We start from the raw sequence: 12,455 nt of genomic DNA, 5'->3' as shown, positions 1-12,455 counted from the left end.
GCGCGGCGGCAGCCGCTTCCCGCGTTCGAAACAAAAACGCCACCGGCGCAGCGCGCGCGGTGGCGTTTTTCATGCTGTCGTCAGGCCGCGGATCAGGCGCCCGCCTTGACGGGCCGCCCGTGCCAGCGCAGCACGAGGAAGCGGCCGGCGAAACACAGCACCCCCGACACGCCGATCGTCACGCCCATCGCGAACGGCGTGCCGTCCGCGAGTGCGCCGATCGCGACGCTCGCGAGCGCGCCGAGCGCCAGCTGCATCGCGCCGAACACGGCCGCCGACGCGCCGGCGTTGTGCGGATAGCGATGCATGAGGTCGGTCGTGCAGTTTGCCGACAGGATCCCGACCACGCCGACGACGAAGAACAGGCACACGACGATCGACCACAACCCGCCCCACCCCGTCAACGCGACGAGCGCGACCGCGAGCGACGCGATGCAGCTCACGAGCGACGCGGCCGCGATGATGCGCAGCGAGCCGAGGCGGCCGACGAGCCGCGTGTTCGCGAAGTTGCCGATCATGATGCCGACGACGTTCAGGCCGAACAGCAGCCCGTAGTGTTGCGGCGACACGTGGAAATACTCGATGTACACGAACGGCGTGGCGGTGATGTACGAGAACATCGACGCGAACGCCATCCCGCCGCACAGCATGTGCCCCCAGGCGACAGGATCGGACAGGATGCGCCCGTACGACGCGAACGACGCGAGCACGGCCGCGCTCTTGCGCCGCTCCTTCGGCCAGGTTTCGGGCACGCGCAGGTACGCGGTCGCCGCGCATACCGCGCCGAATACGGCCAGCACGACGAACACGCCGCGCCAGCCGGAGAAGCGCAGGATCTGGCCGCCGATCAGCGGCGCGAGCAGCGGCCCGACCGCGGTGACGATCGCCACCATCGACAGCACCTTCGCCGCGTCGGTCGGCTCGTGCGCGTCGCGCGCGATCGCACGCGACAGCACCGACGCCGCGCCGGCGCCGAGCGCCTGCAGGAAGCGTACGAGGATCAGCATGTCGATCGACGTCGACACGAAGCAGCCGATGCTCGCAAGCGTGAACAGCGCGATGCCGCCGAGCAGTACCGGCCGGCGGCCCCACGTGTCGGACAGCGGGCCGTACAGCAGCATGCCGATCGAGAAGCCGGCCATGAAGCTCGTCAGCGTGCGCTGCGCGGCGCCGGCGCTGACGGAGAAGCCGGCGGCGATCGACGGCAGGCTCGGCAGGTACATGTCGGTAGCGATCGGCCCGCAGGCGGCGAGCGCGCCGAGCAACAGGATCAGCCGGGCATCGGGCCGGCGTCGGATGACGTGAGACATGGGTATCCGGAATGGAGCCCGCGCGCATCGGGGCGCGCGTGGCGGTGAAGACGGGAGGCCGCGCCGCGAACGGCACGCCCAGGCCCATGATTGTACGCGCAACTTTTTTTCGTGCAGGCTGCCGAGTGCGCAGTGGGCCCGAAAGGCACTGCACGGTACCCGCCGCGCGGGATCGAGCGCCGGATTCGATTAAGCTTGCAGCGACTCACCCCTTCTTGTCTGACCAATACAGCGCACGACCGAATCGATGACCGCTTTCCTGCTGATCTGGAGCCCCAAGAAGTGGCCGTGGCCCGAACTGCCCGACGTCGCCGCGCGCGTGAAGGCCGGCGAGGCCGTGCATGACGTGTGGGGCTGCGGCTTCGCGCGCGGCATCCTGCCGGGCGACCGCGTGTTCCTGCATCGCGTCGCGAAGGAGCCCAAGGGCGTGTTCGGCTCCGGTTACGTGACGCGCGCGCCGTACGAGGTACCCGATCCGTCGACGAAGCGCGGCTACCGGCTGTGCATCGACTTCGTGTACGACTGGCTGGTCGACGCGCACCAGGACGTCGTGATCGCGCGCGACGCGCTACGGGTCCATCCGTACTCGGTGCAGACCTGGGACGCGCAAAGCTCCGGCACGGTGATCAAGCCGATGGTCGAAGGCCCGCTCGAGAAGCGCTGGGCCGAGCTGACCGGCAAGCGCAAGCCGCCCCCGTTGCCGGATCGATAAACGGGGCCGAATCGACCGCTCGCCCTTCCCGGCCCGCGCGCCCCCTCGCGCGCCGATACGCCGCAGACCGCGCCGCGGGCCGGCCGCGCGCGTCTCCGGTACAATCGGACGATCGTTCCGCCCAGGCGCCGCGGCCCGTGCACAGGCCCCCGCGCCCTTCTCTCGCAGGTTTCGTCCATGTCCAACAATCAGATCCTCTTCGAACGCGCCCAGAAGACCATTCCCGGCGGCGTCAACTCGCCGGTGCGCGCATTCCGTTCGGTCGGCGGCACGCCGCGCTTCGTCGCACGCGCGCAAGGCCCGTATTTCTGGGATGCCGACGGCAAGCAGTACATCGACTACATCGGCTCGTGGGGCCCGATGATCGTCGGCCACGTCCATCCGGAAGTGCTGTCGGCCGTGCAGAACGTGCTCGCCGACGGCTTCTCGTTCGGCGCGCCGACCGAAGCCGAGATCGAGATCGCCGAGGAAATCTGCAAGCTCGTGCCGTCGATCGAGCAGGTGCGGATGGTGTCGAGCGGCACCGAGGCCACGATGAGCGCGCTGCGTCTCGCGCGCGGCTTCACGGGCCGCAGCCGCATCGTCAAGTTCGAGGGCTGCTACCACGGCCACGCGGACAGCCTGCTCGTGAAGGCCGGCTCGGGCCTGCTGACGTTCGGCAACCCGACGTCGGCCGGCGTGCCCGCCGACATCGCAAAGCACACGACCGTCCTCGAATACAACAACGTCGCCGCGCTCGAGGAAGCGTTCGGCGCGTTCGGCGACGAGATCGCCGCCGTGATCGTCGAGCCGGTCGCGGGCAACATGAACCTCGTGCGCGGCACGCCGGAATTCCTGAACGCGCTGCGCGCGCTGTGCACGAAGCACGGCGCCGTGCTGATCTTCGACGAAGTGATGTGCGGGTTCCGCGTCGCGCTCGGCGGCGCACAGGCGTACTACGGGATCACGGCCGACCTCACCTGCCTCGGCAAGGTGATCGGCGGCGGGATGCCGGCTGCCGCGTTCGGCGGCCGCCGCGACATCATGGCCCACCTCGCGCCGCTCGGCGGCGTCTACCAGGCCGGCACGCTGTCGGGCAACCCGATCGCGGTCGCCGCGGGCCTGAAGACGCTGCAGCTGATCCAGGCGCCCGGCTTCTACGACGCGCTCACCGCGCAGACGAAGCGTCTCGCCGACGGCCTCGCGGCCGAAGCGCGTGCGTCCGGCGTGCCGTTCGCGGCCGACTCGATCGGCGCGATGTTCGGCCTCTACTTCGCCGAACGCGTGCCGACCAGCTTCGCCGAAGTGACGAAGAGCGACACCGAGCGCTTCAACCGCTTCTTCCACCTGATGCTCGACGAAGGCGTGTACTTCGCGCCGTCCGCGTATGAAGCCGGCTTCGTGTCGAGCACGCACGACGATGCGGTGATCGACGCGACGCTCGCGGCCGCGCGCCGCGCATTCGCGGCACTCGCTGCCTGACCCGGGGCCGCGCGCATGTTCTCGGACATCGATTTCGCCCACATGCAGCGCGCGCTCGCGCTCGCCGCGCGCGGCATGTATACGACGGCGCCGAACCCGCGTGTCGGCTGCGTGATCGTCAAGGACGGCGACGTGATCGGCGAAGGCTTCACGCAGCCGGCCGGCCAGGATCACGCGGAAGTGCAGGCGCTGAAAGATGCGCGCGCACGCGGCCACGACGTCGCGGGCTCGACCGTCTACGTGACGCTCGAGCCGTGCAGCCACTTCGGCCGCACGCCGCCGTGCGCGAACGCGCTGATTGAAGCGCGCGTCGCGAAGGTCGTCGCCGCGATGGAAGACCCGAACCCGCAGGTGTCGGGGCGCGGTCTCGGCATGCTGCGCGACGCGGGCATCGACGTGCGCTGCGGGCTGCTCGCGCATGAAGCGGGCGAACTGAACATCGGCTTCGTGTCGCGCATGACGCGCGGCCGCCCGTGGGTGCGGATGAAGACCGCCGCGTCGCTCGACGGCCGCACCGCACTGCCGTCCGGCGAAAGCCAGTGGATCACCGGCGAGGCCGCGCGCCTCGACGGGCATGCATGGCGTGCGCGCGCCTGCGCGATCCTCACCGGCATCGGCACCGTGCGTGAAGACAACCCGCTGCTGACCGTGCGCGGCATCGACACGCCGCGCCAGCCGCAGCGCATCCTGGTGGACAGCCGCCTCGACCTGCCGCTCGACGCGCGGCTGCTCGAAGGCGCGCCGCTGCTGATCTTCTGCGGCCGGCTCGACGCCGCCGGCGAAGTGCGCGCGAACGTGCTGAAGTCCCGTGGCGCGGAAATCGTGCCGATCGCGAACGCGCAAGGCAAGGTCGACCTGCCCGCGATGCTGGCGGCGCTCGGCGCGCGCGGCGTCAACGAGCTGCACGTCGAGGCCGGCCACAAGCTGAACGGCTCGCTGCTGCGCGAGCAGTGCGTCGACGAATTGCTCGTCTACCTCGCACCGAGCCTGCTGGGCGCCGATGCGGCCGGCATGTTCGACCTCGCCGCGCCGGCGAACCTCGACGCGCGTACGCGGCTGTCGTTCCACGGATTCGAGCGGGTCGGCGACGACCTGCGGATCCTCGCGCGCTTCGCGCCGGCCGACGCCGCGCACTGAACGGGGTCGGTCGCGCTCAACGGCGTGAGCCTGACCGTCGACACGGTCGAGGATCGCGCGGGCAGCTGCGCGTTCTCGATCCACCTGATCTCCGATCCCATTTCGCGCCGCGCGTCGCCGGCCGACGCCACGACGCGTGCGCTCGTCGCTCGCCCACCTGCCCCGACAGCTGGCCGAATGGCCAACGACGCGCACGGGTCATGCCGCCGCGCTAAGATGCGTCGACAGCGGTTCCAGCGCCGCAACGCACGGCGCGCCGCGTATTGGTCACCCTCTTCCTCAAGGAGTCGTCCCCATGTCCATTTCGATGTATCAGGCCTCGGTGCCTGTCCTGATCCGTGGCCTGACCAATCTTCAGCACATTCTCGGCAAGGCGCAGGCCCATGCGGCCGAAAAGCAGATCGATCCGTCGGTGTTCGTCGGCGCCCGCCTGTACCCGGACATGCTGCCGCTCGTCCGCCAGGTCTATATCGCGACCGACACGGCCAAGGGCTGCGCCGCGCGCCTCGCCGACGTCGAAATCCCGAGCTACCCGGACGTCGAGCAGACCTTCGACGAACTGCACGCCCGCATCCAGAAGACGATCGACTATCTGAAAAGCTTCGACGCCGCGCAGATCGACGGCAGCGAGGCGCGCCAGATCGTGCTGAAGATGCGCGTCGGCCCGATCGAGTTCACCGGCCAGTCGTACCTGCTGAACTTCGTGCTGCCCAATTTCTTCTTCCACGTGACGACCGCGTACGACATCCTGCGCCACAGCGGCGTCGAGCTCGGCAAGCTCGACTACCTGGGCGGGCGCGACCAGCACGCGTGACGCGCGGCCGGGCAAGCCCGGCCCGCCACCGTCCGCACGCACGTGCGCCAATGCGCGGCGGCCCCGCCAGGCCTGCCGCGCAGGCCGGCCGCAGCGCTTTCCGGAGCGCTCGCCGGGCGCGCGCGGTCCGCGCCAGCCGAAACGTCGTCCGGCTGGCGTAAAATACGCACTTTCCTCTTTCACGCCCCCTTATGACGCTCGCCTCCACGCTCGACATCATCGCCGAGCTGAAAGCCGGCCGGATGGTGATCCTGGTCGACGAAGAAGACCGCGAAAACGAGGGCGACCTCGTGATCGCCGCCGAATTCGTCACGCCGGAAGCGATCAACTTCATGGCCAAGTACGGCCGCGGCCTGGTTTGTCTGACGTTGACGCAGGAACGCTGCAAGCAGCTGCACCTGCCGCTGATGACCTACCGCAACGGCACGCAGTACGGCACCGCGTTCACGGTCAGCATCGAAGCGGCCGAAGGCGTGACGACCGGCATCTCGGCCGCCGACCGCGCGCACACGATCGCCACGGCGGTCGCACATGACGTGCGCCCCGAGCACATCGTGCAGCCGGGCCACGTGTTCCCGATCATGGCGCAGCCGGGCGGCGTGCTCGTGCGCGCGGGCCACACCGAGGCCGGTTGCGACTTCACCGCGCTGGCGGGCCTCACGCCGGCCGCGGTGATCTGCGAGATCATCAAGGACGACGGCACGATGGCGCGCCTGCCCGACCTGATCGAGTTCGCGCAGGAACACAACCTGAAGATCGGCACGATCGCCGACCTGATCCAGTACCGCAGCCGCACCGAATCGATCATCGAGCGGATCGCCGAGCGCACGATGCAGACCGCGCACGGCACGTTCCGCGCGGTGCTGTACCGCGACCAGCCGAGCGGCTCGCCGCACATCGCGCTGGTGCGCGGCACGCCGTCGCCGGACGTCGATACGCCGGTGCGCGTGCACGAGCCGCTGTCGGTGCTCGACCTGCTCGAGACGGGCGTGTCGACGCACTCGTGGACGCTCGACGCCGCGATGCGCGAGATCGCGGAGCGCGACCTCGGCGTGATCGTGCTGCTCAACTGCGGCGACACGAAGGAACACCTGATCGACGTCTTCAAGGCGTTCGACGAGGAAGAAAAGGCCGCTGTGCTCAAGCGCCGGCCGGTTGATTTCAAGACGTTCGGCATCGGCGCGCAGATCCTGCGCGATGTCGGGGTCAGCAAGATGCAGGTGCTGTCGAATCCGCGCAAGCTGGGCAGCATGTCCGGCTACGGACTGGAAGTCACGGGCTTCATTCCGATGCCCGGCGGCGAAGCCAAGTCCTGCCCGGCGTCCAACGCGTAACCCGCCACGGCGCTTTCGCCCTATAACCGTTCATCCACACCACGGACAAGATCATGGAAATCGGACAATACCAACCGAATCTCGAAGGCGACGGCCTGCGTATCGGCATCGTGCAATCGCGCTTCAACGAGCCCGTGTGCAACGGCCTCGCCGACGCGTGCGTCGAGGAACTGGAACGCCTCGGCGTCACCGGTGAAGACGTGCTGCTCGTGTCGGTGCCCGGCGCGCTGGAAATCCCGCTCGCGCTGCAGAAGCTCGCCGAAAGCGGCCAGTTCGACGCGCTGATCGCGCTCGGCGCGGTGATCCGCGGCGAGACCTACCACTTCGAACTCGTGTCGAACGAGAGCGGCGCGGGCATCACCCGCATCGGCCTCGACTTCAACCTGCCGATCGCGAACGCGGTCCTGACCACCGAAAACGACGAGCAGGCCGTCGCGCGCATGACCGAAAAGGGTCGTGACGCCGCACGCGTCGCCGTCGAGATGGCCAACCTGACGATGGCCCTCGACCAGCTCGGCGATGACGACGAGGACGAAGAAGAGGAAGACGACGAAGAGGAGCGCGCATGAAGAAGAGCGCCCGCCGACAATCGCGCGAGCTGGCGACGCAGGGGCTGTACCAGTGGCTGCTGTCGAACGCATCCTCCGGCGAGATCGACGCGCAACTGCGCGGCGCGCTCGGTTACGACAAGGCCGACAAGGAGCTGCTCGACGCGATCCTGCACGGCGTGATCCGCGAGCACGCCACGCTCGTCGAAGCGCTGACGCCGTCGCTCGACCGCCCGATCGACCAGCTGTCGCCGGTCGAACGCGCCGTGCTGCTGATCGCCACGTTCGAGCTCACGCACCACGTCGAAACGCCGTACCGCGTGATCATCAACGAAGCTGTCGAACTCGCGAAGACGTTCGGCGGCTCCGACGGCTACAAGTACGTGAACGGCGTGCTCGACAAGCTCGCCGCGAAGCTGCGCCCCGCCGAAACGCAGGCGCGCCGCAACGGCTGAACCCGTTGATCCGGAACGGGCGCGCATGCGCCCGTTTTTTCTTTTGCCCCGCCCCCCTCGCCCTGCCCGCCCGATGAATACCGCCACCGATTCGCTCGTCAGACTCGCCGCACGCGTCGACGCGATCCAGCCCTTCTACGTGATGGAACTGATGAAGGAGGCACAGCGTCTCGAGTCCTCCGGGCGCGATGTTATCCACATGGGCATCGGGGAGCCGGATTTCACTGCACCGGAGCCGGTCGTCGAAGCGGCCGCGGCCGCGCTGCGCCGTGGCGTCACCCAATATACGAGCGCGCTCGGCATCGCACCGCTGCGCGAGGCGATCGCCGCGCACTACGCACGCGCGTACGGCCTCACGATCAGCCCGGAACGGATCGTCGTGACGGCCGGCGCGTCGGCCGCGCTGCTGCTCGCGTGCCTCGCGCTCGTCGGGCGCGACGACGAGGTGCTGATGCCCGACCCGTCGTATCCGTGTAACCGGCACTTCGTCGCCGCGGCCGAAGGCCGCGCGGTACTCGTGCCGAGCGGCCCGGATGCGCGCTTCCAGCTTACCGAGGACGACGTCCGCACACGCTGGGGCGACCGCACGCGCGGCGTGCTGCTCGCGTCGCCGTCGAACCCGACCGGCACGTCGCTCGAACCCGACGAACTGAAGCGGATCGTCGAAGCCGTGCGCGCACGCGGCGGCTTCACGATCGTCGACGAGATCTACCAGGGGCTCAGCTACGACGCGGCCCCCGTGTCGGCGCTGTCGTTCGGCGACGACGTCGTCACCGTGAACAGCTTCTCCAAGTATTTCAGCATGACGGGCTGGCGGCTCGGCTGGCTGGTGGTGCCGCCCGCGCTGGTCGGCACGTTCGAGAAGCTCGCGCAGAATCTGTTCATCTGCCCGTCCGCGCTCGCGCAACACGCGGCGCTCGCGTGCTTCGAGCCGGCCGCGCTCGACATCTACGAAGCCCGCCGGCTCGAATTCAAGCGCCGGCGTGATTTCATCGCACCGGCGCTCGAACGGCTCGGCTTCACGGTGCCCGTGATGCCGGACGGCGCGTTCTACGTGTATGCGCACTGCGGCGGCGTCGACCACCCGGCGGCCGGCGACAGCGCCGCGCTCACGACGGCGATGCTGCACGACGCGGGCGTCGTGCTGGTGCCCGGCATGGACTTCGGTGTCCATGCGCCGCGTGACTATATCCGCTTGTCCTATGCGACGGCCTACTCGCGGCTCGAGGAAGCGGTCGACCGGCTCGCGACACTGTTCGGGCAGTACTGACACGCGGCCGGCGCGGCGGCCAATTCCGCACCCCGCAAAAGCAAAAAGGCACCCGATCCGGGTGCCTTTTTCACATCCTGCTGGCTGAAGCCGTGCGCAAGTTACGCGCCAAGCTCCGAGCGATCGCCGTGCGACTGCTTCGCGGTGTCGACGCTCGCGTCGTCCTGCGACGTGGCTTCCTTCGATGCCGCCGACTTCGCCGACGTTTCGAGCGTCGCATGCACGCGCTTCGCGCCGCCTGCGGCTGCCGTCACGGCGGCGGCCGTGACGATCGGCTTCGCCAGCGCCTGCGGCGCATTGACCGGCACGCTACGACCCCGCGCGACGTCACGCAGGCGACCGCGCTCGGCCATCACCTTCGAACCGTAGCCGTTGTCGTCGGGGTTCGTCGAGCCGTTGTACAGGCGCAGGCCGTTCGCGAGCGAACCGCCGCGTGCGATGCAGTCCTTCAGTACGAGCGCGCCGACCTGGAGGTTCGCGAGCGGCTGCAGTGCGGTATCGGTGCCGCCGAAATACTCGAACTTGTCGGAATGGACCTTCGACATGACCTGCATCAGCCCCTTCGCGCCGACGCCGCTCTCGGCGTACGGGTTGAAGCCCGATTCGATCGCCATCACGGACAGCAGCAGCAGCGGATCGAGGCCGACGTCCCGGCCGGTCTGGAACGCAGCCTTGACGAGCTGGCCGAGCGGCTCCTGCGCGACGCGGTAACGGCGCGACAGGTAGGTCGCGACGAGCGCCTGTTCGCGATTCGATGCGAGCGCACGGTCGTCACGCGCATCGGCGGCCACGCGCTGGGTCGGGATGAGCTTCGCCAGCGCGACGGGCGACGGGCCGTTGCGGGCCGGGTCGGACGCATCGCCCTGCGCGGCGGCAGCTTCCGGTGCGACATCGAGGCCGACCGCAAGCGCGTCCGTTTCGGGACTGTTCTCTTCCTGCTGCGGCTGCGCGCCGGCGGGCGCGAAGTTCGGCAGCGGATGGCCGGTCAGCAGACGGGCCGGGCCGGCTTGCACGGCCGCGGATACGACCGGCATCAGCTTCGCGGCCAGCGTGCCGCGGACGGTTGGCAGCAGCCACAGTGCAAGCGCCACTGCGACCGCGAGACAGCCGACAACGCTGAATAGATGGTGACTGACACGCGTCCCGCGACGCAGCATGCTGCGCACGAATTGCGCATGCTGCTCACTAGGACGCCACGATAACCAAGCGTTCATTCAGATCATCTCCCATGAACATGACTCGTGCGGCTCGCTCAGCTCGATGGCGAGACAGGTAACGCGCCGCGGAATCACGACGCCGCACGCTTTGGTTGGGGCGTGCAGACATCGGGGAAACGGTATAAGTACCGTTCGAGGCCACGGTGTAAGAGGGCCGGCACCTTCGCACACTGGGCGAGGCGGGCATACGCGGTGGCACCCACGCAAAAAACCAGCGTCTGGTGGCGCTGGCTGAGACTACGACTAAAGCCGTCGGATACGCCGTGCAGGATTCGGCGGACGGTGACGCGCTGCGTCAAAGATCGGTGATTGGCGGCTCGAAGCCTTTTACCCTGCAGCCAATGTGAGCGGATTCTAGCAGGGTTTTATAGATCGTCAACACTATAAAACATTGAAATCATAACAAAAAGTAATTTAACAGTACTCTTCAGAACGCAATCCCCGTGCCGTAGGGGGTTTGCGCGCAGTCGACTTTTTTCTCCGCCGGGCGGGCATGCGGCGGCGCGGGTAAAATCGTCGGTCGATTCGGGGTCGCAGCCGGCCGCTGCGCCCACCCATCGCTGCCCGCCTGGCGGGTGGCCCGGACCCTCTTCATGAAATACAAAGACTTACGCGATTTCATCCAGCGCCTCGAGGCGCTCGGCGAACTGCGGCGCGTCACGCAGCCCGTGTCGCCCGTGCTCGAAATGACCGAGCTGTGCGACCGCGTGCTGCGCGCCGGCGGCCCTGCGCTGCTGTTCAACGCGCCGACCGGCTACGACTTCCCGGTGCTCGGCAACCTGTTCGGCACGCCGCGCCGCGTCGCGCTCGGGATGGGCGTCGATGCGGGCGACGACGCCGCGCTCGACTCGCTGCGCGATCTCGGGCGCCTGCTGTCCGCATTGAAGGAACCCGATCCGCCAAAGAGCCTGAAGGACGCCGGCAAGCTGCTGTCGCTCGCGAAGGCCGTGTGGGACATGGCGCCGAAATCGGTGTCGTCGCCGCCGTGCCAGGAGATTGTCTGGGAAGGCGCCGACGTCGACCTGAACCGGCTGCCGATCCAGACCTGCTGGCCGGGCGACGCCGGGCCGCTCGTCACGTGGGGCCTGACGGTCACGCGCGGGCCGAACAAGTCGCGGCAGAACCTCGGGATCTACCGCCAGCAGCTGATCGGCCGCAACAAGCTGATCATGCGCTGGCTCGCGCATCGCGGCGGCGCGCTCGACTTCCGCGAATTCGCGCTGCGGAACCCCGGCAAGCCGTACCCGGTCGCGGTCGTGCTCGGCGCCGATCCGGCCACGACGCTCGGCGCGGTGACGCCGGTGCCCGATTCGCTGTCCGAATACCAGTTCGCCGGCCTGCTGCGCGGCAGCCGCACCGAGCTCGCGAAGTGCCTGACGCCCGGCGTCGACACGCTGCAGGTGCCCGCACGCGCGGAGATCGTGCTCGAAGGCTTCATTTATCCGCAGGAAGGTACCCCTGCCCCGGCTCCGGCCGGCGCACCGCCGCGCCCGGCCGGCAATGCGTCCGCCACGTACGAGCACGCGCTCGAAGGCCCGTACGGCGACCACACCGGCTATTACAACGAGCAGGAGTGGTTCCCGGTGTTCACCGTCGAGCGCATCACGATGCGCCGTGACGCGATCTACCACTCGACCTACACGGGCAAGCCGCCTGACGAGCCGGCCGTGCTCGGCGTCGCGCTCAACGAGGTGTTCGTGCCGCTGCTGCAGAAGCAGTTCACCGAGATCACCGACTTCTACCTGCCGCCCGAAGGCTGCAGCTACCGGATGGCCATCGTCCAGATGAAGAAGAGCTACGCGGGCCACGCGAAGCGCGTGATGTTCGGCGTGTGGAGCTTCCTGCGGCAGTTCATGTATACGAAGTTCATCGTGGTCGTCGACGAGGACGTGAACATCCGCGACTGGAAGGAAGTGATCTGGGCGATCACGACGCGCGTCGACCCCGTGCGCGACACCGTGATGGTCGACAGCACGCCGATCGACTATCTCGACTTCGCGTCGCCGGTGGCCGGTCTCGGTTCGAAGATGGGCCTCGACGCGACCAACAAGTGGCCCGGCGAGACCAGCCGAGAATGGGGCCGCCCGATCGAGATGGATGCGGCCGTGAAGGCGCGCGTCGACCGGCTCTGGCAGGAGATCGGCCTCTGATGCCATGCGGCCGGCGCCTGCCGGCCCGTGGACTGTCGCCGCTACAA

At 68.5% G+C, this 12,455-nt stretch carries 11 protein-coding genes; 9 read left to right on the top strand and 2 right to left on the bottom strand.

What is annotated here, in order from left to right:
* Positions 1 to 92: 92 nt before the first annotated feature.
* Positions 93 to 1,310 (bottom strand): Bcr/CflA family multidrug efflux MFS transporter, encoded by a 1,218-nt coding sequence (locus CFB47_RS04840; RefSeq protein WP_089439433.1) that lies wholly within the window; start codon positions 1,308 to 1,310, stop codon positions 93 to 95.
* A 247-nt stretch (positions 1,311 to 1,557) separates the two neighbouring features.
* On the opposite strand from CFB47_RS04840, the gene CFB47_RS04835 reads away from it, so the two are divergent.
* The 8 genes from CFB47_RS04835 (at position 1,558) to CFB47_RS04800 (ending at position 9,041) form a co-directional block, all read left to right on the top strand.
* Entirely contained in the window at positions 1,558 to 2,022 is a 465-nt protein-coding gene (locus CFB47_RS04835) for a hypothetical protein (protein WP_011351244.1), read from the top strand.
* 177 nt (positions 2,023 to 2,199) lie between these two features.
* Positions 2,200 to 3,483 (top strand): glutamate-1-semialdehyde 2,1-aminomutase, encoded by a 1,284-nt coding sequence (gene hemL / locus CFB47_RS04830; RefSeq protein WP_089460553.1) that lies wholly within the window; start codon positions 2,200 to 2,202, stop codon positions 3,481 to 3,483.
* 15 nt (positions 3,484 to 3,498) lie between these two features.
* Positions 3,499 to 4,620: a bifunctional diaminohydroxyphosphoribosylaminopyrimidine deaminase/5-amino-6-(5-phosphoribosylamino)uracil reductase RibD gene (ribD, locus tag CFB47_RS04825; RefSeq protein WP_089455762.1), complete on the top strand. Its 1,122-nt coding sequence runs from the start codon at positions 3,499 to 3,501 to the stop codon at positions 4,618 to 4,620.
* Between the two features lie 295 nt (positions 4,621 to 4,915).
* Positions 4,916 to 5,434, top strand: a complete 519-nt coding sequence (locus CFB47_RS04820; RefSeq protein WP_069247362.1) for a DUF1993 family protein — start codon at positions 4,916 to 4,918, stop codon at positions 5,432 to 5,434.
* A gap of 191 nt (positions 5,435 to 5,625) precedes the next feature.
* Positions 5,626 to 6,768: a bifunctional 3,4-dihydroxy-2-butanone-4-phosphate synthase/GTP cyclohydrolase II gene (gene ribBA / locus CFB47_RS04815; protein WP_089439431.1), complete on the top strand. Its 1,143-nt coding sequence runs from the start codon at positions 5,626 to 5,628 to the stop codon at positions 6,766 to 6,768.
* Between the two features lie 53 nt (positions 6,769 to 6,821).
* Positions 6,822 to 7,337 carry a 6,7-dimethyl-8-ribityllumazine synthase gene (gene ribH / locus CFB47_RS04810; RefSeq protein ID WP_039371042.1) on the top strand — a complete coding sequence of 172 codons (516 nt, stop codon included), beginning with the start codon at positions 6,822 to 6,824 and terminating at the stop codon, positions 7,335 to 7,337.
* The gene (gene nusB, locus CFB47_RS04805) at positions 7,334 to 7,771 is read left to right on the top strand and encodes a transcription antitermination factor NusB (RefSeq protein ID WP_021157083.1); all 438 of its coding nucleotides are present in this window, start codon (positions 7,334 to 7,336) and stop codon (positions 7,769 to 7,771) included. Before ribH ends, nusB begins: the two co-directional genes overlap by 4 nt.
* A 73-nt stretch (positions 7,772 to 7,844) precedes the next feature.
* Entirely contained in the window at positions 7,845 to 9,041 is a 1,197-nt protein-coding gene (locus CFB47_RS04800; protein WP_089460552.1) for a pyridoxal phosphate-dependent aminotransferase, read from the top strand.
* 101 nt (positions 9,042 to 9,142) lie between these two features.
* Here the strand turns inward: CFB47_RS04800 and CFB47_RS04795 are convergent, their stop codons facing one another.
* Complete coding sequence (locus CFB47_RS04795) at positions 9,143 to 10,255, bottom strand: transglycosylase SLT domain-containing protein (RefSeq protein WP_089460551.1); 1,113 nt, start codon at positions 10,253 to 10,255, stop codon at positions 9,143 to 9,145.
* Between the two features lie 596 nt (positions 10,256 to 10,851).
* On the opposite strand from CFB47_RS04795, the gene CFB47_RS04790 reads away from it, so the two are divergent.
* Complete coding sequence (locus tag CFB47_RS04790; RefSeq protein ID WP_089460550.1) at positions 10,852 to 12,408, top strand: UbiD family decarboxylase; 1,557 nt, start codon at positions 10,852 to 10,854, stop codon at positions 12,406 to 12,408.
* Positions 12,409 to 12,455: the final 47 nt, after the last annotated feature.

The sequence above is a fragment of the Burkholderia sp. AU27893 genome (assembly GCF_002223205.1).
Lineage (GTDB): Bacteria > Pseudomonadota > Gammaproteobacteria > Burkholderiales > Burkholderiaceae > Burkholderia.
Note: the sequence above shows the minus strand (reverse complement) of the source record. Positions and strands in the feature narration are given on the sequence as shown.